Origin of the sequence: Luteolibacter luteus (assembly GCF_012913485.1) — a bacterium.
Taxonomy (GTDB): Bacteria; Verrucomicrobiota; Verrucomicrobiia; order Verrucomicrobiales; family Akkermansiaceae; genus Haloferula; species Haloferula lutea.
The window spans coordinates 782,202-804,715 of sequence record NZ_CP051774.1 but is presented as its reverse complement, the minus strand read 5'-3'; the positions used below and the strand labels follow the sequence as shown (position 1 = coordinate 804,715).

The window sequence follows — 22,514 nt, the reverse complement described above, 5'->3', positions numbered from 1 at the left end:
GCGGAAAGGTGGTCCCCGCCTTCACGGAGCAGGCGGCAGGCTACCTCCGCTCCTCCATCGCCTTCAGCAGGATGCGCAGTGCGCCACCCGAGATCCAGACCTCGTAGCACAGGCAAGCCAGCGAGCAGCCCATCAGCAGCAGTGCCACCGTGAAGGAGGGCACCGCGATCACCTGTAGTCCTGCGATCACTGAGACCATCGAGGCCACGCAGAGGAAAAGGCTGAAAGCGCCGAACAGCTGCATCGCCCGGATCAGGGTCAGACGGCGCCGGAGGTTGTCGATCTGGCTGCGCAGGAGGTCGTCTCCCTTTTCCAGCCAATCCTTGTGGAGCTGGCGGATCAGGGCGGCGAGGTGGAGGAAGCGATTGGTGAAGGAGAGGAAAAGCAGGCTGATCGCAGGGAAGAGCAGTGCAGGTGTGGAGACTTCGAGCGTCACGCGGCGGACCATAATCGCCCGCTGCCGGACAAGCAACCGCATGACTTGCAAGCTTTTTTGCTCGCGGGGCAGAGAGTTCCGGGCTTGCTCCCGGGGCCGGGTAGGGGGAACCTCCGCCCCCACGGATGAAGAAATTCTACCCTTACTTTAGATACCTCGCGGGTGTGAGAGGCACCTTCCTCGCAGGTGTCGGTGCCGGGATTTTGTTTGCGGTAGCCAGCGGCTTCGGCTTGCCCCTGATGGTGAAGACGGTGTTCCCGTTGATCTTTGGAAAGGTAAACCCGATCACGGAAGTCCAGGCCGAGCTGGAAAAGTCGGTGGGGCCGGAAAGGTCGAAGGAGCTTCTCGAGAAGGCCTTCGAATCCGAGATGAAGCAATTGGAGGAGACCTCCAAGTTCCGCGAATACGTGGCAAAACAGGTAGGGGAGGAAAATGCCCCGCGGGCGATCCTGATCGCGGCCTGTGCGATTATTCCCCTGGCGGCCTTGATCCGTGGCATTGCCGGGTTTTTCAATGTCTATTGGATTACCGCTGCGGGGCTTCACGTGCTACGTGAGATCCAGCAGTCCGTCTTCGTGAAACTCCAGCGCCTGCCGCTGGGGTTCTTCAGCGGGCGCAAGACGGGTGACCTGATCAGCCGGGTGATTTCGGATTCCAACATGCTGCAAGGCGTGGTCACCACGATCTCCAACGATCTGATCAAACAGCCCTTCACCTTGATCGCGGCACTGGCTTTCCTCGTGAAAGACAGCTGGGAAAACAAGGAGTCCTTCTTCCTGATCATCTGCTTGCTGAGTATCCCCCTGGTGGTGGTTCCCATCCGCTTCCTCGGCAAGCGCCTGATGAGAAAGGCCGCGCACATGCAGCGTGAGTCCGGAGACAATTCGGGGATTCTAGCCGAGACGCTCGGTGCGACCCGTGAGATCCGCGCCTTCAATCTGGAGGAAATGATGGGCCAGCGCTTCCTGGATGGCATCGGTCGCTGGACGAAGTTTCACCTGAAGGTGATCAAATACCGCTACCTCACGCCGCCTTTCATCGAAATGGTTGCTGCCGGCGTGGTTGCATTTGCGCTCGGTTACGGAGCCACGAAGGGCCTGACGCTGGAACGTTTCATGGGCGTGGTGACGGCGCTCTACATGTGCTACGACCCGATGAAGAAGCTCGGGGAAATTCACAACCGCATGAAGCAGGGCGAAGCCTCGCTGGACCGTCTCGAGGTGATCCTGAAGGCAGAGGAAGGCGTGACCGATCCGCCGAATCCGGTGCATCTCGGCACGGTAAAGGGCCGGGTCTCCTTCCAGAACGTCGAGTTCTCCTACGGTGACAATCCGGCCCTTCACAACATCGTCCTCGATGTTCCTGCGGGCCAGGTGGTGGCGCTTGTCGGTCCCTCGGGCGCTGGCAAGACGACCTTCGCGAGCCTTGTCCCGCGCTTCTACGATCCGACATCGGGCTCGATCCAATTGGACGGTACCGATATCCGCGAGCTGCGCCTGAAGGAACTGCGAGACTTCATCACCATCGTGCCGCAGGAAGCGGTGCTCTTCGCGGGAACGGTGTTTGAGAATATCCGCCTCGGGCGCATGGACGCGAGCAAGGAGGAGGTGATGGAAGCTGCCCGGCAAGCTCACGCGCATGAGTTCATCGTGAACCTTCCGCAGGGCTACGAAACCCAAGTAGGGGAACGCGGTGCCCAACTCTCGGGTGGCCAGAAGCAGCGGATCTCGATCGCGCGTGCCTTCCTCAAGAATGCCCCGGTGCTTATCCTCGACGAGGCGACCTCCGCGCTGGATGCCGGTGCAGAGGCCCGTATCCAGGAAGAGCTCTCCAGCCTTACCAAGGGACGCACCACCTTCATCATCGCCCACCGCTTCAGCACGATCCGCATCGCGGACCGCATTCTTGTTTTCGAACAAGGGCGCATCGTGGGCGATGGCACTTTCCAAGAGTTGGAAGCGAAGCACGACATGTTCCGCAGCCTGCTGGAAATGCAGCGTCATTGATCGCGACTCCGGTGACTCGCCCGTGAGGCTACTTTCCTTTGGGATTGACTAGGATGGCATGAAAGCAAATCTACGGCATGAAAAACCGGCTTTTAGGTATCATTCCGTTCCTCCTTCTTGGCCACCTCCACGCAGCCGTGGAGGTTCCTGCTTTCACTGCCTACCAGTCTCCGGATCCGAATGGTGGTGCGAGCCGGGGCAAGGATGGTGAGATCACCGGCTGGGAGGCGAAGACCACGCTTTCCTGGTACGGGCTCGTGAAGAAGAAGGGAGATCTTGAGCTTTCCCTGAAGGCCATTGGAGAGATTTCGAAGCAAGCGAAGCTTCAGCTGACCGTGAGCTCGCAGGAGAATCCGAAGGAGACCACCAAGCTCAGCGGTAAAGCCGAGGGTGATACCATTTCCTTTGGCAAGGCCGAGATTTCCAAGCCCGGTTATTACAGGTTCACCTTGGAAGGGAAGGGGACGAAGCTCCCCGATTTGAGATCGCTCAATCTCGATGGCGCCGCTTCCGAGGAGGCACACTTCTCGAAGGTCGAGCGCAAGAACAGCGCATCCATCCACCTCGGGTATCCGGTGCCGGACGAGGCGAAGGAAGAGGTCGAGTGGTTCTACCTCGAAGTTACCCCGAAGACCGAGCCGCTGTGGTCCTACTACATGGCCACCGGTTGGCATCGCGGCTATTTCGGCATGCAGGTGAACAGCCCCACTGAGCGGCGGATCATTTTTTCGGTCTGGGATTCCGGCAATGAAGCGGTGGATCGCGACAAGGTTCACGACGACCATCGGGTGAAGCTCCTCGGCAAGGGCCCGGGCGTGAATGCAGGTGACTTCGGCAATGAAGGCACCGGCGGGCACAGCCACTTGGTCTATCCGTGGAAGCTCGGCGATACGGTGCACTTCCTGATGCGTGCGGAGGTGGAAGGAACGAACACCATCTACACCGGCTGGTTCCGGGATTCGAAGAAGAAGGACTGGCAACTCGTCTCGTCCTTCCGTGCACCGAACGACGGGAAGTACCTGCACGGCCTCTATTCCTTCAACGAGAACTTTGGCGGCCAGAATGGCGATCAACGCCGCGTCTGTGAATTCGGCAATGGCTGGATCAAGACGAAATCCGGCAAGTGGCTTCCGCTTACCGAAGCCAGCTTCACCCACGACGGTCATGGCAAGAGCGAGCGCTTGGATCGCAGCGCCGGTGTGGAGGGAAAGCGCTTCTATCTCGCGAACGGGGGCTTCGTCGAAGACGCCCACAAGAGCGCGGTGACCACGGCTTACGACAAGCTCAAGATCTCCAGTCCCGAAGGCAAACACCCCGCGGATGCCGAGTTGGATGCCTTGGCCAAGTAAATTTGCAGTCGATAGACGCTTTCGAACGGGTGAATGATAAGCTGCGATCCAAAATATGCAGATCGTTCGTCGGATGGCAGATTTCGCGGTTCCGGGCGTAGGATAGCCATGCCTTTTCACGCATTGTGGTTTGCCCTGTTGCTGGTGTCCATGGGGGGCGTCCATGCCGCCAGGCCGAACATCGTGCTCTTCGTGACGGACGACCAGAGTCCGATCGCGGGCTGCTACGGGTCACCGGTGATCCGGACGCCGTATCTCGATCAACTCGCGGGGGAGGGCACGCGGTTCACCGAAGCCTTCGCGACGACTGCTTCCTGTTCGGCGAGCCGCTCGGTTATCCTGACCGGCCTTCACAACCATGCAAACGGCCAGTACGGCCACGTGCATGACTACCACAAGTTTGAGACTTTCCAGAGCTGTTCGTCCTTGAGTTTGCCGCTGCAGTTGAAGTCGCTGGGCTACCGCACCGCGCACATCGGGAAGCTGCACGTGGCTCCCGAATCGGTCTACGGCTTCGAACGCTGGCTAGCCTCGAAAGGCGCACATCAAACTCCGGACTGGGTGGAAGCCTGTGAACCTCTTTTCAACGAAAAGACGGAGCAACCCTTCTTCCTCTGCTTCTGGACCAACGATCCCCATCGTGGTGCTGAGGACGATCTGAACGCACCGGAAGAGTTGAAGCCGAACCGCTTTGGTAACCCTGCCACTAACGAATCCTACAAGGGAATCGAAGAGGTGGCTTACGATCCGGCGGTCCTGCCTGTTCCCGATTTTTTGCCGGATACACCGGAGTGCCGTCGCGAGCTGGCGCAGTACTATCAGAGCGTCACGCGCACGGACAAGGCGCTTGGGGCCTTGGTTGCGGCGCTGAAGAAGGCGGGGCAGTATGAGAATACGATGATCGTCTTCACGGCGGATCACGGCATGGCTTTCCCCGGAGCAAAGACGACCGTGTATGAAGCGGGACTTAGGGTGCCTTTCGTCGTCAAGATGCCGGGTGTGACAGGAGGAGTGGTCAACGATGCGATGATCTCGCATTCGGACATCACTCCCACACTTCTCGATGCGGCTGGGGGATATGAGGCTGGAAAGCAGGCTCCGATGACTCTTCTGCCAGTGACGAAGCTGGGAAGGGGTGAGAATCCTGGCCCGAAGTTCCAGCGTTACCATGGCAGGTCATGGCTGGATGTGCTCGGGAAGGAGCACGGAGCGGGTTGGGATTCGGTCATGGCGTCGCACACCTTTCATGAGATCCAGATGTACTACCCTATGCGGGCGCTCAGAGACCGGCAGTTCAAGCTGATCTGGAACATTGCCGCACCGCTCCCCTATCCCTTCGCATCCGATCTCTGGGCGGCATCGACTTGGCAGGCGCAATACAGGAAGGGCTTGGATGCGCCCTACGGAAAACGTACGGTCGGATCATACATCCAGCGTCCGGCCTTCGAGCTGTTCGATCTAAAGGCGGATCCCGCCGAGTCCAGGAACCTTGTGGACGATCCGAACTTCCGCATTCAGATCGATGCCATGAAGAAGCGGCTCAAGGCAGCGCAGGAGGAGACCTCCGACCCTTGGGTGCTAAAGTGGCAGTATGAGTAAGGCGGGCGCCTTATTTGCGGAAAAACTCCAGCGTCGTCGCCAAGGCTTCTTCGAGCGAATACTTCGGCTGCCAACCGGCACCCTGTAGCTTCGCAGCGCTGGAGCGCGAGTGTTTCACGTCTCCCGGACGTTCCGGTCCGTGGAGCACCTTGGATCCCGATCCCGCAGAGGCGATGATCTTGCCCGCCAGATCGTTGATCGTCATCTGGCCGCCATAGCCGGCGTTGAAAACTCCGGTCACTCCTGGTGTTTCTACTGCGAAGGAGAGCGCGCCGACAATGTCCTTCACGTAGATGAAATCGCGCGTCTGCCCGCCATCGCCATACACGGTGATGTCCTCCCCCTTCAGTGCTTTTTCGATGAAGATCGGCACCGCCGCGGCATAGGCACCCTTCGGATCCTGGCGGGGACCAAAGACGTTGAAGAATCGGATTGCCGCTGTTTCCAGGCCGCGCTCGCGATTGAAAAGATCCAGGTAGAATTCGCCATCGAGCTTTGTCACCGCATAGGGACTCTTCGGCTCGGGCAGCATCGTCTCCAGTTTCGGCACGGTCGGGTTGTCACCGTAGATCGCAGCAGAAGAAGCAAAGACGAGCTTCTTGACTCCTGCGGCTGCCGCAGCTTCCAGCACGTTCAGCAGACCATGGACATTGATGTCCACGCACTCCGCTGGCTTCGACATCGACTCCGGCACGCTCACCAGTGCGGCCATGTGGAAGATGTAGTCCACGCCTTCCACTGCTTTCGCCACCACTTCGCGGTCGGTGATCGAGCCCGCGATGAAGGTGTGCCTCAGTCCATCGAGGTTCTTGCGATAGCCGGTGCGGAGGTTGTCCAGCACGCGGATTTCCTCCGCCTTGTCCTGATAGTGCTCGACGATATGGGAGCCGATGAAGCCGGAGCCTCCGGTTACGAGGATTTTCACGCGATCAAGAAGGAGGGAAGGGAATCAGGCTGCTACCACGATCTTCGTGCTGCCAGCGGTGGCTTGCACCATTTCTTCCATTTGATCGAGGTTTTCCTCGATGGCCTTCACCATCGCGAACTGCGAGCGGCAGCGGTCCATGTTGTGGCCGGGGCGCTTCGTCTTGAAATAAACATCCCCCTGCAGGTAGTCGGTGAGGAAGCGGATGCCGCATTCCAAGGTCAACAGCTTTCCGGAGAAGGCGAGGTGATCGATCTCCGCGCGGTTCAGGAAAGAAGAGGCGCTGTCGAGATAGCCGCGAACCAACGCGTCGAAGCGATCGAGCCGGATACCTACCAGCGCCAGGTCCACCTCATCCTCGCGCGTGGTGGGCGTGGCGGTGCGCACCATATCGCCGAAATCGTAGAGCACGGAGCCGGGCATCGTCGTATCGAGGTCGATCACACAGACTCCCTCGGAGGTCACGTCATCCAGCAGGACGTTGTTGAGCTTCGTGTCGTTGTGGGTCACGCGTTCCGGAATCACGCCTGCGGTGATGAGGTCGGTCACGCGCCTGCAATCGTTGGCACGGGCGAGGGCGAATTCGATCTCAGCCTTGCAGCTCCGCGCCCGTCCTGCGATGTCGGCCTCAATCGCTTGCTCCAGCGCCTCGAGACGCTTCGGAGTGTGATGAAAATTCGGGATCGTCTCATGAAGACGAGCTCCTCCGAGGTCGGCGGCGAGTTTTTGGAATTCTCCGAAAGCCTTCGCTGCTTGCTCCGCCTGCAGGTTACTACGGATCTCGTCGTAGCCGCGCGCGCGCTCGATGAAGGGATAGGTCCGCCAGTAGTTGCCATCGCGGTCCATCGCGTAAGGCTTTCCATCCACCGCAGGGACCACGGTCAAGGTGCGGCGGCGAGCTTCCGGATGGTTGACATCCATCAGGCGGGACAGCGAGTGGCTGGTCACGCGCTCGATGTTCTCCATCAGCGCGACGGGATTCTTGAAGATGTTATGATTGATCCGCTGGTGGATGTAGCGGATCCGCAGCCCGGCTTGGTCATACCACGCGCAATAGGTGTCGTTAATGTGCCCGGAGCCATAGGGCTGGGCGTCTACGAAGTCTGCCCTCATGTCAAAGAGGGCGGAAACGTGCCGGACGTCGTGCATGTTTAATGAATAGGCATTTAAGCTCCTCAATTCCAGAAAAAAATGACGGAACTGGATTTGAACGTGGGTTTCAGAGACATTTACATGGACAAAATTGGCATTCGCGACAGGCCGGAATCCAAGATGTGCAGGGGTTTCAGGGATTTTCGGTTGATCGGGAGGCACGGTCGCGCGGAACTTGGGGAATGTTCCTGCCGGGCTTCCGCGAGTTGGTGAAAGAGGGATGGGTGAAGGTGATCGAAGAGCTCAAGATCTCCGGCGGGCTGCCTGTCAGCGAGCTGAGCCGCCGCCTCGGCACGAGCTACATGGGCATGAAGGACCAGTGTGATCGGCTGGTAAAAATGGGCTATCTGGAGCGTTGGCGGCTGCCACGGCAAGAGGTGGGTCGACCGGAAATCATGTACCGTCTGGCCCCGAAAGCCGAGGCGATTTTCCCTCAAGCGGGAGTCTCGCTTTCAATCGAGTTGCTTGAAGCGGCTCGTGCCTTGTTCGGCGACACGGCACCGGAGCGCTTGCTGCTCCAGTATTTCAGCCAGCTTCGCGAGCAATGGCGGCCGAAGTTGAACAAGGCGAAGTCGCTGGTGGAGCGCGCGACCTTGCTTTCCGCCCTGCGGGAGAAGGAAGGGTGCTTCGGTCGCTGCAAATACGATCCGGCCAAGGGCTTCCGGATCGAGGAATATCACCATCCCCTGCAAGCGGTGTTCGCGGCTTATCCTAATGCGATCAATCTTGAGTTGCGCATGATGGAGGAGCTACTTGCCACGCGGGTAATCCGCCGCGAGATCCCCGGCGGACGCGGGGGGCCTGCCCGCATCGACTACGAGGTCGCAACCTTGGGGGTGCGGGAGCCGACCTGAGGAAGCGGCGCATGCCGTGTCCGGGCGGCGTTGATTTCTTTTCAAGCCGTTTGAATAGTGTGCGACCACCTTCGGTCAAAGCACCGTAATCCCAATTCACCGATGAAAGCGCATCGTCTCCTTTGGACTTCCTCCGCCCTCTGCATGATGCTCGCGGCCTGCGAAAAACAGAAGAGCACCAAGGCCGCCACCGGCGGCGAGGGCCCGGCAGGCGATCTCTCCGCCGAACGAGCTGCCCTCGAAGACGAGCGGGCGACGCTGGAACGAGAGCGATTGGAAGAAGAACGCGCTGCCCTGGAGGAAGAGAAGGAAGCGCTGCGTGCCGAACGGGAGTCCCGCCTCGCCGCACGTGAGCAGGATGCGGACGATTTCAATGCCTCCTTGGAAGATCGACAGCGCGAGATCGACCGGCGCGAAGCCAATTTGGCAGACCGGGAAGGGGACCTTGCCGCGCGTGAGTCCGATCTGGATCAACAGGAGTATGTCTCCGCGGGCTACGAGCCTTTGGACGATTGGGAGCCGGAGCCCATCGAGGAAACCCAAGAGCCGGTGGCGGATTACGAGACTTTTTATGAAGACCTCCAGCCCTACGGATCCTGGTATGAGACACCCGAGTATGGCTACGTCTACCAGCCCACGGTGGTCGCGCAGGATGCTTCATGGCGTCCCTATACCCGCGGCCGCTGGGCATGCACGAACTTGGGATGGAACTGGTGCTCGGACGAACCCTTTGGCTGGGCCTGTTTCCACTATGGCCGTTGGTGTCTGATCGAAGGTCGTGGCTGGGCCTGGGTGCCGGGTGATGAATGGGCTCCATCGTGGGTGTGCTGGCGCGAGGGCGGAGACCACGTCGGATGGGCGCCACTGCCGCCCGAAACCTTGTGCTACCGCAACCGCGGCTGGAACAAATCGGTCGAGGCGGATTTTGGCATCAGTTGGTCGATGTTCACCTTCGTGCATTGCCGGCATATGGCAGACCCTCTGTGGAAGCACTGCCTGCCGGTTGCGGACAACAGGATCTATGTTCCGAAGACGACCAACGTCACCAACATCCAATATCACAGAAACCAGATCGTCTCCGGTGGTCCGCGTTGGGAAAAGCTCCAGAGGTTCGTGGGTAAGCCGTGGCCGGTGTATCAACTGCAGATCGATCGCTTGAAGGCCTTCAACCAAAAGGCGCAGGAACGCAATGCGGTCTTTCGTGGCAAGCAACTCGCGGTCTTCGCGCCGAATTTCAATACGAAGTGGAATGCGAACCTGAAACCACCACGGCTCCAAGGGAAGTGGGATAACGTGAAGGTCGAGCGGGCAGAAGCTGGCATCAAGCCGGAGTGGCGCGAGCGTTTTCGCGATGCCCGCCAGAAGCAGCAGGAGCAGGCCGCTGTTTGGGTGCGCGATGGTGGAGACCGGCAGAAGCAGCTTAAGGCGAATCGCCAGAAGGTTTCCGTAGCGCAGGAGAAGCTCGAAGTGAAGCAGCAGAAGATTGTTGAGAATCGCCGCGAGAAGTTCGCGAAGATTCGTGAGCAAGAGCGCGAGAGCCAACGCCCCGACGCACCGGCGAATCCCGCAGGGACTCCACAAGCTGGAGATGCTCCGAAGGAAGGTGGACGGCTATCGCTCGCGGAGCGCCAGCGCCAGAATGCCCAGCGTCTGCGGGAGCAGCGCGCTCAGCGCAATGGTGGTGTGGATCCTTCGCCGAAGATCACGGCGCGTGAAGATGAGGAACCGCAAAGGCCAGCCGCGGAGCCGCCGGCCAAGGAGGATCTGCCGCGTGGTGGTGCCGCGGATCGTTTGCGCGAACGCCGTCAGCCGGGGCGCGAGCCACAACCCAACAACAACGAAGCCGCCACTCCACAGCCGCCGGGGAACAACAATCCGGTAGCGCCGCAGCCGGAACAAAACGGAGAGGGCCCCCGCATCAACCGTCGCGAACGCCAGCAGGAAGCGCGAAACGAACGGCAACAACAGCAAGAGCAAGCCGGACAGCAGCAGGCGCAGGTCCAGGAGCAAGAGATCAGTCGGCGCGAACGAATGGAAGAAGCGCGTCGCCAACAGGTCGAGCAAGCGGCCGAGCGAGAACAACAACAGCAGGCGAGGGAAGGGCTGGAAGAGAACCGTCGCCAGCGCATGGAGCAGGCCCGCCAGCAACAACAAGAGCGCGCTCGCCAACAGCAGGAGGAACAAGCAGGGCAGCAGGCGGAGGAAAACAACCGTCGCCAGCGCATGGAAGAAGCCCGCAGGCAGCAGCAGGAAACAGCACGGGAGCGCACTGAACAGAACCAACGTCAGCAAGAGATGCGCGAGCGCCAGGAGCAAGCGCGGCAACAGAACGAGGAGAACAATCGCCGCCAGCAGCAGGAGGAGCGTGCCCAGCAACAGGAACGCATGCGCCAGCAGCAGGAAGAACGCGCCCTTGAGCAAGCGGAGCGCGCGCGGCAGCAGGAAGAGGCACGTCGCCAAGCCCAGGAACGGGAACGCCAGCAACAAGAGGAGCGCGCCCGTCAGCAAGAGCAGATGCGCCAGCAACAGGAAGAATCCCGCCGTCAGCAAGAGGAGGCGCGTCGCCAACAGCAGGAAGAACGCGCACGTCAGCAAGAGGAAGAGCGGCGCCAGCAGCAGGAGGAACGCGCACGTCAGCAAGAGGAGGCCCGGCGCCAAGCTGAAGAACGTGCTCGCCAGCAGGAAGAGTCCCGGCGCCAGCAAGAGGAAGCCCGTCGTCAGCAGCAGGAAGAGAATGCCCGCCAACAGCAGGAGCGTTCAAGGCAGGAGCAAGAACGCTCCCGGCAGCAAGACGACGAACGTCAGCGCCGTGGCAGATAAGAGACAAATACAGTTGCCCAAGCTGAGCGGTATCCACGGGGTGAAGTTTACTTCACCCCGTTTCCTTTTCTCAGAACGGGGCTTTCACGAGTGTTGCCAGAAGCTCCTCCATGAGCTCCGCGTCTTCCACCTCGCCCCGCACCGACCACGCGGTCGCGAGTTCTTCCACCACTCTTACCAACAATTCACCGGGAGTGGCGGGGCGTGCCGCGATCGCGCGGACATCGCGCGGATAACGGCGCATCCGGTGTGCGAGGTCCTCCACCAGTACACGACGTCCTTTCACGAGAGGCTCGGACAAAACGACGTGGCCTTCTTCGTGGTAGCGGCACAGGAGTGACTGCGGCAAAAGCAGCCCGTCGACATCGATATCCATGCGGCGGGCGATAAGGAGAAAAATCAATCCCAGCCCGACGGCATTCGAGGGATTTCCCGCCAAGACATGGGCCAGATCATAGTTATCCGGATCATCCTCTTCCTGGATATTAGCCTCGAAGCGACCGCTTTCAAAAAGAGCACGGTTAATTCCTGCCGGGCCTTCCTCGTCGGCGACCAACTGGAGTTCTTCGGTCAGGAGATCCAAGGCATCGCCCAAGGGTTGGCGCATGGTCACGCCATCGTGCAAATAATCCGAGAGAGAGCGGAGCAGCGCTTCAAACTGTTCCCAATCGTCATGGACGGCTGCGGCACCGCCGGCAGGCACGATCCATTCGCGGCGCAGGCGTTCGCGGCGGGAGGGGAGAAGGAGGAGCGAAAGTAATTCGAGGTCCGCTTCGGACAGCGTGACGTCCATTTCGCTGAGCAATTCGCTCACGTCACCGCCGAATTCGGAAAGAGCGGCTTCAACGGATGTGCGAACCGGAGGGGAATCGTCGTCGAGCAGCCTCAGAAGAACGGCGAGGCGCTCTGGTGAAGTGTCGATCCGAGTGGTCACGGGGAAAAAGGGGTGGTGCGCGATACTGGGTTCGAACCAGTGACCCCCACCGTGTCAAGGTGGTGCTCTACCACTGAGCTAACCGCGCGTTGTGTGCCCCCGGACGGGGGCGGGAGAATGGGGGGACCTTCGCGGGGATGCAACCCATTTTTTCATCGGGCCAGCGGGTTTTTTGAAGGGGTTCCCGGGCGGGAAAGAAAAAGGGCGAGGAGCCGGAGCTCCCCGCCGTTTGAGACATTCGACTCAACGCGATGGCTTCCGGCGCACTGGGCGGGGAGGCCTCTCGCGGATGGGGAACGGGCCTTATTTCGCGGCTTTCTTGGCGGCCTTCTTGGCAGCCTTCTTTGCCGGAGCGGCCTTCTTCGCAGACTTGGCAGCCTTCTTGGCGACCTTCTTCGCGGCCTTTTTGGCAACCTTCTTAGCAGCCTTCTTGGCCGGAGCCTTCTTAGCGGCCTTCTTGGCAGCCTTCTTCGCTACGGTCTTCTTGGCGGCCTTCTTGGCAGCCTTCTTTGCAGACTTGGCAGCTTTCTTGGTGGCCTTCTTTGCAACCTTCTTCGCCGCCTTCTTCGCAGGCTTGGCAGCCTTCTTGGCGGGGGCTTTCTTAGCAGCGGCCTTCTTGGCCGGAGCCTTCTTCGCGGCCTTCTTGGCGGCGGCCTTCTTGGCCGGAGCCTTCTTGGCAGCCTTCTTTGCTGTTTTCTTTGCAGCCATGGCTTTGTGTCTTTTGAGTTCGCGTTCGATGTTGGTTTTCTCATCCGGCGTTAACGTGCCAGCGGAGAGTAGTGCGAGGATCGCCTCACCGAGACGGCCCCCGAAAGCGTTTGTCAGAAAGTCGTGCGCTGCACGGCGGACAATCGTGTCCTGCGAAAACGCGGCTTCGTAAACATGCGCGCGTCCGTCGCGCACACGCTTCACCAGCTTCTTTCGCTCGAGGCTCTGCAACACGGAGAGTACCGTGGTGTAGGCCCTGTCCTTCCCGTCGGGAAGGGTTTCAAGTACGGCGCTTACCGTAGATGGGCCCTCGTGCCACAATACCGACAATGCTTGGAGCTCGAGGTTGGAGGGGTGTGTGACTCGTGCCATGATCTTATGATCGCCGGGTTCGTGACACCATAAAGCTAGTAGTTCACAATTCCGTCAAGTTCAAACTATCCGAATTTTAGCAAACATTAAACAATTTTTACCAGCGCTTTTCCAGTCCGATTTCGAACTACGATGTTTATCGTAGTTGTTTGCGGCACGCTATTCGTCCTTTACCGGCGGGCGTTTGATGGCTGGCGAGAGTTTCGCCAGCGCTTCCCACAGGCCATCTTCGGAAGGGTGGCCGTTAAAGAGCACCTGTCCTTCCGGCGATACCAGAACCATCGAGGGAAGGTTCTGGATGCGCAGCAAGCGGTGCAGCGAGTCCTTCTCGCGATCCACCAGCCATGCTCCGGGCGGTGGTGTTCCCAGTTCGGAGACGATCTCCTTTGCGTCGTGGATTGCTTCCGGTTCGGTGTCGGCAAGCAGGGATACGACAGCGATCCCGTTCTTCTGCAGTTCAGCTGCCGTGACCTTGAAGTCGGGCATGCTTGCTTCGCTCTCCTGGTTCCATGGCGCCCAGAAATGGAGGAGCAGCGCTTTTTTATCCTTCAGCAGCCTGGCGAGATCGATCTCTTCGCCAGCGAGCAGGGAGGCCAGCTTGGTCGCGAGATCGATCCTCACGCCGCGCATGGCCTCTTCCATGCGCAGGCGATCGATGTGCGGTGCGAAGGCGGATCCTTGGCGCGGGCTCAGCCAGAAGGCTTCGGTGATGTGCTTCTTGAAGCGGTCCTTGTCGCCCTTTTTCAGCGCGGCGAGAGCTTCCACATACTCCACCACCGCGAGCCAATCCTCGCGCACGGCGAAGATCTCCGAGTCCTCCAGCTTGAAGGAGTCCTTCCGTTTCTGAAGTTCCGGCAGCATGGCCGCCAGTTTTTCGTCCTCCTGGCGATCCACGTGGTAGAGGAACCTCGCTTCCACGAGTGCCTGGTCCGGGATGCCGGCCTCCTTCGCCTTGGCAAGGGCGGCACTGAATTCCGCTTCGGTGCCGCGCTCGGACATCACACGCTCGAGCGCGGCTTTCTTCGGGGCGGGAGAGGCAGCTCCTCCCTCCGCGTCCGGTGCCTTCGGCTCCTGGGCAACCGCCATCGCCGTGGCGAGGAGCAGCACGGCGATGCGGGAAAGTCCGGAAGGCACCATGATCGGTTTTGTTTTTGGTTACGGGATGCGCAGCTTGGAACCGAGCACCACGGTGTCGGTGCTCATGCCGTTCGCTTTCTTCAGCGCATCGACGCTCACGCCATACTTGCGGCTGATCTTGGCGAGCGTGTCGCCCTTCACGACGGTGTGACTCTTGCTACCGGCGCTTGCGGCCGGTGCGGACTTCGCCACCGGACCGGAGGCACCCGGGATGGTGAGTTGCTTGCCCAGCACCACTGTATCGCTGGTCATGCCGTTCGCCTGCTTGATGGCAGCGCTGCTCACGCCGTACTTGCGGGCGATGCCGCCGAGGGTGTCGCCCTTCACGACAGTGTGGCTCGCGCTCTTTCCAGCCGGAGCGGAATGAGCGGCGGGCGCGGAGTGGGATGGAGCCGAAGGTGCAGCTGCAGCCGGGCTCGCGGAGTTCTCTTCGTACGCGGCCTGCGAGTAGGTCGGATTGTCGGCCGGTGGATTCACTGCCTGATAGGGCACGGACTCGGCGGAAGCATCGCCGGGCACGCCGTAGGGATTCGAGGTATCGTAGGCTCCGGCATCTCCTCCTGCGGTGTCGTAATTCTCTTCACCCTTTTTGAAGAGCGAGCAGGAAGAAAGCGTGGCGGCGGCAGCGGCGAGTGCGAGGTAGCGTGAAGGACTCATGGATTTCGTCAGGCAGGGATTAGCAAGCGGCGGCCTTCTTGGAAAGTGCCGACATCGGATGAGTAACGAGGCCGAGCCTCTGGTTCGTTCAATTCGTCTCGCGGTGAGAATCAACCAGCGAATCGGAAGAAGTCCAATGCGTTCGTTGTCGTCGCACGAGCAAGTTCATCGAGCGTGATGCCGCGACTCTTCGCGAGATGCTCCGCAACGTGGCGCACGTATGATGGCTCATTGCGTTGACCGCGATGCGGCACCGGCGCGAGGTACGGGGAGTCCGTCTCCAACATGAAGGACCCAAGGGGCAAGGCGACTGCGGTGGAGAGCACGTCAGCCGCATTCTTGAAGGTGGCCACGCCGCCGAAGGAAACCAAGCCACCCAAGGAGATCACCTCGCGTGCGTTCGCCTCCGGGCCGATGAAGCAATGGAACACGGCGCGCACCTTTCCCGCGTGCTTCTTATAGATAGCGAGTGCGTCTTGGAAGGAGGCATCGCCGCTCTTGTCGCGCGTATGGATCACCACATTCAGGCCTGCGCCAGCTGCCAGGCGGAAATGTTCGTCGAGAAAGAGGCGCTGGCGCTCGCGGAAATCGATCTCATTCCAGCCCTCCGGGGCCGGATGATAGTAATCGAGCCCCGTCTCGCCGATCCCGCAGACCCGAGGATCCGCCGCATGGGCGCGCAATTGCTCCACGGCGTCATCCGGAGCTTCATGTACCTCGCAAGGGTGGATGCCGATGCACACCGCCACCTCCGGATGGGCGGCGGCGATCTCGAGATTCGCGTGGAGATCATCCAGCCCGGTGACCAAGCTCACCATGCGGGTGACGCCTGCTTCATGGGCGCGGGTGATCAGATCGGGGACTTCAGCGCGGGAAAACTTGTAGCTCGCCAGGTGGCAGTGGGAATCGGTGATCACGGAATCGATCAATCGTGAAGGTAGGTCTTCGGCCGGTAGGCGATCGCGAAAGGAACGAAGACGACCGCCGTGCCGAGCATGAGCCATGTGAAGAAATGGAAGTAGGCGGCTCCTTCAAGCTTCGTTTGACCGCCCGAGAAAGCAGCGCGTGAATAAATGGTCTCGGTGGTGGCCTTTTCTTCAGGGATTCCGAGTTCCTTTTTCCGGCGTTCCAGCCATGAGTCCGCGGCGTTCGGTGGCTCGGGCTTCTTGACCGTGACGATGAGCCCTTGGTTCCACTGGTTGTTCGCCTTGCTCTCCGGGCCATCGCTCATCAGGCGGAAGTGGGTCGAGTCGATGATCTTGTAATGGATCGGATTTCCCCAGAAGTCCTCGCCCAGATTGCGTTCGGTTTCCGGAGGCAGGCGGTCCTCGTTGGCGCGGGCATCCGCCTCGATGATCGCGGCGGCGTTTTCAAAGGCCGGCTGTCCCGGGATTTCCAGCGTGTCCGGCTTGCCGGAGGTCAGCCGCTGCACGAAGTCATCGCCGGTGCCCGTCTTGCCGTCGTACCCCGGCAGCAGGATATTGCGCGGAGATTCTTTCCAGTCGGCGGGCAGGTTCTTGATGGCCTCCGTCAGCTGCCTTTCCGCGGCGCTCGGGATCTGGATGAGGTGGTTGATCTGGGCGGTGAATTGATTGCCCAGCCAGACGGAGAGGTAGAACAGGGCGACGACCCAGGACTTCATCGTCTTCGGTGCCTGGGTGTAGGCGAACTCGAGGCCCACGATCGAGACCATGACCTCGGAGGCGGTGATGATCATGTAGCAAGCCACCTGCCATCGCACGGAGGGGCTTTCCCCTGCATCGATCCGCCCCTGAACCCAGCCGACGAGCCAGAAAGATGCGGCCATCACGAAGAGGCCGATCGCCAGCTTGCGCAGCGGGGTCAGCTTGAAGACCCGGTTCACCGCCGGATAGATCACGTAATTGAAGAGCGGGATGTAAATCAGGATGAGGATCGGATTTACCGCCTGCACGGCGGAGGCCTCGAATTTCCAATCGAGGAAGGGGAGGGGCTGGAGATCCAGTTGCTGCGCTTGCAGCACCCAGGAGGACCCGGTCTGATCGTAGAGCGCCCAGAAGGCGGCGATGAAAACGAAGAGGGGGATTAGCTTGCCGAGCGCGACGATTCCATCGCGCGAGAAGGCCTCACGAACGAAGCCCGCTCCGGCCGGGGGAATGTGAACGAAGCGGTTCCGGCCCAGCCAGAACATGAAGGTGGCGATGGCCATCAGGACGCCGGGCACGCCGAAGGCCCAATGCGGCCCATATTTTACCAGCAGCCAAGGCGTGAGGGCGGTGGAGAAGAAGGATCCGAAATTGATCGAGAAGTAGAACCAATTGTAGACCCGCGTGAGGCGGTGCTGGTTGGCCTTTCCAAATTGGTCGCCGACGTGTGCGGAGACGCAAGGTTTGATCCCACCCGCGCCGACGCAAATGAAGAGCAGGCCCGAGAGCAGCCACCACTTCGAATCACCCACGGTGCCCATCAGCGCCAGGCATGCGTGACCTATGCAGTAGGCCAGGGAGAGCCAAAGGATGGTCCTGTATTTCCCCCAGAAGATATCCGCCAAAAGGGCACCGAAGAGCGGTGTGAAATATACCCAGCTCGTGAACTGGTGGTAGTGCTCGCTCGCCTCGGCATTCGACATGCCCTTCAGCGTCGCACCATCCATCAGGTGAAGATAATTCACCATGAAGACCACGAGAATGGTCCGCATCCCGTAGAAGGAGAAGCGCTCCGCGGCTTCGTTTCCGATGATGTAGGGGATGCCGGGTGGCATCTTGTCGGTATCCAAGGCGGAGGTTCGATAACTGGACATGCGGAGGTGTTCTTCGGGAGCTTGCTGCGGACGCTAGGAGTTGTTTTTCCTCACGTAAAGCGCCGTTGCGCGCCCGGCGAAAGCAGCATCCGCGCCGAAGCTGGGGGAAGCTTTGGGTAGGGTGGGCGATGTTGCGGGAGAACGACGGGTGCCGCATTTCCGAATGCGGATCGAGGAGGGCGGGCTTTGAAATCCGGAGCCTGTTCCGCCTGTTATAACAGGGAAAATAACAGGTGGGAGGGAAGGGGAATATCGAACATCGACCCTTTACCATTGGACGTCGAAGCGGGGAATCCGGGTGGAGTGGAAGTACAAGTCGAAAGCATGCTGGGGGAGAGTTTGGTCCGTGCGGGGGCGGGTTTCTACTGCCACGGTTGACCGAAACGGGGCGGGAGAAGTCAGATGCCTCCCGGCATCCTTGCAGAGTGCGACTCGCGATTCGCACCACGAGCAGTGGCGATCCGAGGCCTTCTGAAAGAAGCCCGTTCGCGTTAGGGCGTTTCGAAAAGCGCCACTCCGGTTAGGCGCCTTGGGTGTGACGATTGGGGGTGCGCGCGGGAACGCGAGGCGGTCCGGGGTTGACGGCGCCGCAGATGGCTCTCTCGTTCTGACGGGGTGTCCTTTACCAGCGCACGGCAGCAGCGGCCCAAGTGAGTCCTGCTCCGAAAACGACGAGCACGAGGTGGTCACCGCGCTTGATGGCTCCGGTCCGGTTGGCTTCGTCGAGTGCGATCGCCACGGCGGCGGCGGAAGTATTCCCGTATTTCTCGAGATTCACAAAGACCCGGTCGCGCGGGACGGTGAGGCGATCCGCAATGGCATCGATGATGCGAAGGTTCGCCTGGTGGGGCACCACGAGAGCGATGTCCTCCGGCTTCAGTCCCGCGCGCTCGATGACGCGCTCGGCGGATTCCTTCATGCGGTTGACCGCATGTTTGAAGACTTCCTTACCCATCATGGCCAGGCTCGCGAGACGGAGGCCGGCATTGTCGATGGTGATCGGGCAGGCCGAGCCACCGCCGGGGATATTCAGCAGGTGGGTGAGGCGGCCATCGGTGCCCATCTCGGTCGCGATGATCGAACCTTCCTCGGGCTCAGCACGGCGCAGGACCGCGGCACCGGCGCCATCGCCAAAGAGCACGCAGGTGGTGCGGTCTTCCCAGTTGATAAAGGAGGAGAGTTTCTCAGCACCAATGATCAGGGCATTGGTGAAGGCACCATCCGAAATCAGGCGCTTCGCGATCTTCATCGCGTAAAGGAAGCCAGAGCAGGCGGCGGAAATATCGAAAGCGACCGCACGAACGGCTCCGAGTTGCTGCTGCACGTAGCAGGCGGTCGCCGGGGTCAAGGTGTCCGGCGTGATGGTGGCCACGATGATCAGCTCCACATCCGCTGCCGCGATGCCAGCTTGTTCCAGGGCCTTTTCCGCGGCCTTCGCGGCCATGTGGGAGGTATACTCATGCTCTCCTGCGATGCGGCGCTCCCGGATGCCGGTGCGCTCGACGATCCATTCATCGGAAGTCTCGACGATTTTTGCCAGGTCGCCATTGGTCAGGATCTTCTCGGGCAAGTAGCTGCCAGTGCCGGCGATGCAAACTTGGTGCGGAGAGGAATAGGCGGCGTCGCTCATGAACGGCGCGGACTTTGGAAACCGGGGGGCAGGGTGGCAAGTGCGAAGGCTCAGGGAACCGGGGAAGCTTCCGGAGCGAGATAGGAGCGGTGCCGATTCCTTGATTTGACAAGCAGGCGGGGCCAGATCCCCAGCCAAGCGGCTAGAAATAGCCAGGTGGGAAGACGCATTCCGCGTGACCGCATGACCGAATCCCGCTCGTTTTCGATTTCCGGAAGCCAAATCTTGCGGAGGCGAGGGTCCGCTTTTTCCCGCTCGTCGGATCCGGAGTAGTCGGAATCCGGGCCGATCTCGTCGAGCCAGGTGGCTTGGATCGCACCACCTGAGAGGCCTAGCATCCATGATCCTGTCTCGTCGGGAGTTCCGGGTGGGAAGCTGCTGTATGACGACCAGTCCTTCCATGATCCGCGGTGGATGGTGCGGATGAGGGTGGTGTTGATGTGCGAATCGATGAGCAACCAAGTACAGAACACCGTCACCAGCAGCCCCAACCAGAAGGTCCGAGAATGCAAGAACCAGGATCGTGGCAGGGAAGTCGGAGCATGCATGAGACAGGATAGACTCCGACTCAGGAGATCTTCTTCACGCGAAGTGTGATCTTTAAAGATTTGGGCGGCTGTGAAGTCGAATCCTAAAAAAGAAGGGCCGATCCCTCGCGGAATCGGCCCTTTTTAAAAAGGATGCTTCAGAGGCGCGCCAGAACTGCATCGCCCATGCCTGTGGTTCCGACTTTCGTCTCGCCCGCGGCACCGGTCGCGATGTCGCCGGTCCGGAAGCCATCGTCGATGGCCTTCGCCACAGCGGCTTCGATCGCAGAGGCAGCCTCGTTCTCGCCGAGAGAGAAGCGCAGGAGCATGGCAGCGGAGAGGATCTGAGCGATGGGGTTCGCGACTCCCTTACCCGCGATGTCCGGAGCGGAACCGCCGGAAGGCTCATACATGCCGAAGTAAAGGCCGCCTTCCTTCTGCTTGCCCAGCGAAGCGGAGGGCAGCATGCCGAGGGATCCGGAGATCATGGCCATTTCATCCGAGAGGATGTCACCGAAGAGATTCTCCGTCACGAGCACGTCGAAGGAATCCGGACGACGCACGAGCTGCATCGCGGCATTGTCCACATAAAGGTGGCTGAGTTCCACTTCCGGGAAATCCTTCGCGACTTCCACGGCGGTCTCGCGCCACAGGACGGAGGTGGCGAGGACGTTTGCCTTGTCCACGGAGACGAGGCGCTTGCCGCGTCCCATCGCGGCGGTGAAAGCGACGCGCAGGATGCGGTCGATCTCGCTCTTGCGATAGATCATCGTGTCGAAGGCCACCGGCTCGCCGTCGCGTTCCTCGCGGCCTTTCGGCTGGCCGAAGTAGACACCACCGGTGAGCTCACGCACGCAGAGCACGTTGAAGCCATTCGGGATGAGCTCGTTCTTCACCGGCGAAGCGTGGGTGAGGGAAGGCAGGCAGACGCCCGGACGCAGGTTTGCGAAAAGGCCGAAATGCTTGCGGATGGGCAGCAGCGCGCCGCGCTCCGGCTGGATGTCCGGCGGAAGGCTTTCCCACTTCGGGCCACCGACGGAGCCGAAGAGGATACCATCGCTCTGCTCGCAGGATGCGACGGTCTCCGTAGGCAGCGGGTGTCCGGTGGCATCGATCGCCGCACCGCCGACCAGGCGCTCTTCGCGGGTGGTGGTGAAACCGAACTTCGCTTCCACGGCGTCGAGCACGCGGAGGGCTTCGGTCATGACTTCCGGGCCGATCCCGTCGCCGGAAAGAACTGCAATGCGGTAGCTGCGAGACATGGGCGGGACGCTAGGAGGCGAATTCCGGAACGCCAAGGGTTGATTGCGGCACGTCTAGGGAGTGATGGCAAAGGACTGCTGCACTGCCACCGACCCTGAACCCTTCACCGCGCTACCCTCCACCCAGCCGGTCTTCGCCGAGTGAAAAGAGAGAATCAGGCCCAGGGATGTCCAAGCGTCCGGGCCCGCCGCGCTGCTAAAGGTGGCATTCACTTGGGCGAGGGGGAACAGATGGGCGGACGAGGAGGCATTCGAGAAAAAGCCGGTGCTGACCGATCCATCGGCCGTCGTCAGGCTGGTCAGATTTCCGCTGCTTCCGTTGCTGTGGTTCCATGTTCCTCCTCCGGTCCCATTCGATACCAGTGTCATCGCTTTTCCAGAGCGATCGAGAAGGCGGAGCTGGCTTCCTGCCGGGAGGAAGGCGGATGGCGGGTTGGGCAGGAAACCGTAGTCGATCCGTGCGCTAGCCGCGTAGAATCTGGGAAACGTCACTCCGGTCATGGTGTAGGTGAAGTCCTCCACGGTATCGGCGCTCCGGATATTCCGGAGGTAGGTCCAATTCTGGAGGTCCGTCGAATAGGTGATCAGATGTTCCGTCTGGAAGCCGCGCTCGAAAGTCACCGCGAACGTTTTGTTTGCGTTGTTACGAGTCCCAACCAGGGGCGTGCGGGTAATCACCGGCAGACCCAGTGCGGGATTATCGAGATCGAAGCTTTCCAGACCTAGTCCGCTGATCACGACCGAGTCCATCTTGATCGGGGTGACCGGTTTGTCCGAGTAAGCAGGATCACCCGGAGCGGCGCCGGCGGCCGTGCGGTCGGTCGGAAAATTCGCCGCGTTGGTGAAGGCATCGATCACCGCTTTGCCCTCGATCACCTCGCCGAAGACCGAGTGCTTGTCGTCGAGGGATGGAGAAGGTTCGAAAGTGATGAAGAACTGCGAGCCTCCGGTGCCGGGGAGGTTGCTCTTCGCCATGGAGAGGAAGTAGCGGCCCGAGTGGCGGAGGGTGGCATCATATTCATCTTGGATCACGTATCCCGGACCATCGGTGCCCAGTCCGTTCGGCGATCCACCTTGGATCATGAAATTATGAATCAGTCGATGGAAGGTCAGCCCGTTGTAGTAGGGCTTGTTCTCCATGATCTGGCCGCTGCTTACCTTGATCCACGGGCGGCGGCCGGTGGCGAGGCCGATGAAATTCGCGCAGGTGCGGGGCGCCTTCTGATATTCGAGCTTGGCGCGGAAGGTGCCCAGCGGGGTGCTCCCGTGGGAGACCGTGAAGTCCGCGTAGATCTGTGCTTGCGCGGCAGACGTGAGGGCGAGGGCCAGGGCGGAAAGGGCAAGCTTGGCGAACACGTGGCGCATGC

At 60.5% G+C, this 22,514-nt stretch carries 18 protein-coding genes and 1 tRNA gene; 5 read left to right on the top strand and 14 right to left on the bottom strand.

Features of this window, described 5'->3' with window-relative positions; genetic code table 11:
- Window positions 1-40: 40 nt before the first annotated feature.
- Window positions 41-478, bottom strand: a complete 438-nt coding sequence (locus HHL09_RS03155) for a DUF2721 domain-containing protein (RefSeq protein WP_205760970.1) — start codon at window positions 476-478, stop codon at window positions 41-43.
- 83 nt (window positions 479-561) lie between these two features.
- On the opposite strand from HHL09_RS03155, the gene HHL09_RS03150 reads away from it, so the two are divergent.
- From HHL09_RS03150 to HHL09_RS03140, 3 genes are all read left to right on the top strand, one after another.
- Complete coding sequence (locus tag HHL09_RS03150; protein ID WP_169453035.1) at window positions 562-2,442, top strand: ABC transporter ATP-binding protein; 1,881 nt, start codon at window positions 562-564, stop codon at window positions 2,440-2,442.
- Between the two features lie 77 nt (window positions 2,443-2,519).
- A complete protein-coding gene (locus HHL09_RS03145; protein WP_169453034.1) occupies window positions 2,520-3,791 on the top strand; it encodes a DUF3472 domain-containing protein in 1,272 nt (423 codons plus the stop codon).
- A gap of 108 nt (window positions 3,792-3,899) precedes the next feature.
- Window positions 3,900-5,390 (top strand): sulfatase family protein, encoded by a 1,491-nt coding sequence (locus HHL09_RS03140; protein ID WP_205760969.1) that lies wholly within the window; start codon window positions 3,900-3,902, stop codon window positions 5,388-5,390.
- 10 nt (window positions 5,391-5,400) lie between these two features.
- Here HHL09_RS03140 and HHL09_RS03135 read toward each other — a convergent pair whose 3' ends face one another.
- Together HHL09_RS03135 and HHL09_RS03130 are read right to left on the bottom strand one after the other, a co-directional pair.
- On the bottom strand, window positions 5,401-6,315 hold the full coding sequence (locus HHL09_RS03135; protein WP_169453033.1) for an NAD-dependent epimerase/dehydratase family protein: 915 nt from the start codon (window positions 6,313-6,315) through the stop codon (window positions 5,401-5,403).
- A gap of 24 nt (window positions 6,316-6,339) precedes the next feature.
- Window positions 6,340-7,464, bottom strand: a complete 1,125-nt coding sequence (locus HHL09_RS03130) for a phosphotransferase enzyme family protein (RefSeq protein WP_169453032.1) — start codon at window positions 7,462-7,464, stop codon at window positions 6,340-6,342.
- A 185-nt stretch (window positions 7,465-7,649) separates the two neighbouring features.
- Here HHL09_RS03130 and HHL09_RS03125 point away from each other — a divergent pair, with 185 nt between their 5' ends.
- Both HHL09_RS03125 and HHL09_RS03120 read left to right on the top strand, forming a co-directional pair.
- A complete protein-coding gene (locus tag HHL09_RS03125; protein WP_169453031.1) occupies window positions 7,650-8,321 on the top strand; it encodes a helix-turn-helix transcriptional regulator in 672 nt (223 codons plus the stop codon).
- Window positions 8,322-8,423: 102 nt separating this feature from the next.
- Window positions 8,424-11,141, top strand: a complete 2,718-nt coding sequence (locus tag HHL09_RS03120) for a DUF6600 domain-containing protein (RefSeq protein ID WP_169453030.1) — start codon at window positions 8,424-8,426, stop codon at window positions 11,139-11,141.
- Window positions 11,142-11,211: 70 nt separating this feature from the next.
- On the opposite strand, the gene HHL09_RS03115 is transcribed toward HHL09_RS03120, so the two are convergent.
- The 11 genes from HHL09_RS03115 to HHL09_RS03065 form a co-directional block, all read right to left on the bottom strand.
- A complete protein-coding gene (locus HHL09_RS03115; RefSeq protein WP_169453029.1) occupies window positions 11,212-12,075 on the bottom strand; it encodes a transglutaminase family protein in 864 nt (287 codons plus the stop codon).
- 13 nt (window positions 12,076-12,088) lie between these two features.
- Window positions 12,089-12,163: transfer RNA gene (locus HHL09_RS03110), tRNA-Val, on the bottom strand.
- Window positions 12,164-12,378: 215 nt separating this feature from the next.
- Window positions 12,379-13,155, bottom strand: coding sequence for a BlaI/MecI/CopY family transcriptional regulator (locus tag HHL09_RS03105; protein WP_169453028.1), 777 nt, complete (start codon window positions 13,153-13,155; stop codon window positions 12,379-12,381).
- Between the two features lie 159 nt (window positions 13,156-13,314).
- A complete protein-coding gene (locus tag HHL09_RS03100; protein ID WP_169453027.1) occupies window positions 13,315-14,292 on the bottom strand; it encodes a TlpA family protein disulfide reductase in 978 nt (325 codons plus the stop codon).
- 18 nt (window positions 14,293-14,310) lie between these two features.
- Window positions 14,311-14,949 carry a LysM peptidoglycan-binding domain-containing protein gene (locus HHL09_RS03095; protein WP_169453026.1) on the bottom strand — a complete coding sequence of 213 codons (639 nt, stop codon included), beginning with the start codon at window positions 14,947-14,949 and terminating at the stop codon, window positions 14,311-14,313.
- A 110-nt stretch (window positions 14,950-15,059) separates the two neighbouring features.
- Window positions 15,060-15,866 carry a TatD family hydrolase gene (locus HHL09_RS03090; protein WP_169453025.1) on the bottom strand — a complete coding sequence of 269 codons (807 nt, stop codon included), beginning with the start codon at window positions 15,864-15,866 and terminating at the stop codon, window positions 15,060-15,062.
- Window positions 15,867-15,874: 8 nt separating this feature from the next.
- Window positions 15,875-17,728, bottom strand: coding sequence for a POT family MFS transporter (locus tag HHL09_RS03085; protein ID WP_169453024.1), 1,854 nt, complete (start codon window positions 17,726-17,728; stop codon window positions 15,875-15,877).
- A 622-nt stretch (window positions 17,729-18,350) separates the two neighbouring features.
- Window positions 18,351-19,358 carry a beta-ketoacyl-ACP synthase III gene (locus HHL09_RS03080; protein ID WP_169453023.1) on the bottom strand — a complete coding sequence of 336 codons (1,008 nt, stop codon included), beginning with the start codon at window positions 19,356-19,358 and terminating at the stop codon, window positions 18,351-18,353.
- A gap of 50 nt (window positions 19,359-19,408) precedes the next feature.
- Window positions 19,409-19,870, bottom strand: a complete 462-nt coding sequence (locus HHL09_RS03075; RefSeq protein WP_169453022.1) for a hypothetical protein — start codon at window positions 19,868-19,870, stop codon at window positions 19,409-19,411.
- Between the two features lie 173 nt (window positions 19,871-20,043).
- A complete protein-coding gene (gene leuB / locus HHL09_RS03070) occupies window positions 20,044-21,147 on the bottom strand; it encodes a 3-isopropylmalate dehydrogenase (RefSeq protein ID WP_169453021.1) in 1,104 nt (367 codons plus the stop codon).
- 54 nt (window positions 21,148-21,201) lie between these two features.
- A complete protein-coding gene (locus HHL09_RS03065) occupies window positions 21,202-22,512 on the bottom strand; it encodes a peptidylprolyl isomerase (RefSeq protein WP_169453020.1) in 1,311 nt (436 codons plus the stop codon).
- Window positions 22,513-22,514: the final 2 nt, after the last annotated feature.

Coding starts and splice junctions, on each gene's coding strand:
- HHL09_RS03095 (WP_169453026.1), bottom strand. CDS start 14,949: ATGAGTCCTTCACGCTACCTCGCACTCGCCGCTGCCGCCGCCACGCTT.
- HHL09_RS03080 (WP_169453023.1), bottom strand. CDS start 19,358: ATGAGCGACGCCGCCTATTCCTCTCCGCACCAAGTTTGCATCGCCGGC.
- HHL09_RS03145 (WP_169453034.1), top strand. CDS start 2,520: ATGAAAAACCGGCTTTTAGGTATCATTCCGTTCCTCCTTCTTGGCCAC.
- HHL09_RS03140 (WP_205760969.1), top strand. CDS start 3,900: ATGCCTTTTCACGCATTGTGGTTTGCCCTGTTGCTGGTGTCCATGGGG.
- HHL09_RS03120 (WP_169453030.1), top strand. CDS start 8,424: ATGAAAGCGCATCGTCTCCTTTGGACTTCCTCCGCCCTCTGCATGATG.
- HHL09_RS03125 (WP_169453031.1), top strand. CDS start 7,650: ATGTTCCTGCCGGGCTTCCGCGAGTTGGTGAAAGAGGGATGGGTGAAG.
- HHL09_RS03105 (WP_169453028.1), bottom strand. CDS start 13,155: ATGGCACGAGTCACACACCCCTCCAACCTCGAGCTCCAAGCATTGTCG.
- HHL09_RS03065 (WP_169453020.1), bottom strand. CDS start 22,512: ATGCGCCACGTGTTCGCCAAGCTTGCCCTTTCCGCCCTGGCCCTCGCC.
- leuB (WP_169453021.1), bottom strand. CDS start 21,147: ATGTCTCGCAGCTACCGCATTGCAGTTCTTTCCGGCGACGGGATCGGC.
- HHL09_RS03155 (WP_205760970.1), bottom strand. CDS start 478: ATGCGGTTGCTTGTCCGGCAGCGGGCGATTATGGTCCGCCGCGTGACG.
- HHL09_RS03150 (WP_169453035.1), top strand. CDS start 562: ATGAAGAAATTCTACCCTTACTTTAGATACCTCGCGGGTGTGAGAGGC.
- HHL09_RS03100 (WP_169453027.1), bottom strand. CDS start 14,292: ATGGTGCCTTCCGGACTTTCCCGCATCGCCGTGCTGCTCCTCGCCACG.
- HHL09_RS03085 (WP_169453024.1), bottom strand. CDS start 17,728: ATGTCCAGTTATCGAACCTCCGCCTTGGATACCGACAAGATGCCACCC.
- HHL09_RS03130 (WP_169453032.1), bottom strand. CDS start 7,464: ATGCACGACGTCCGGCACGTTTCCGCCCTCTTTGACATGAGGGCAGAC.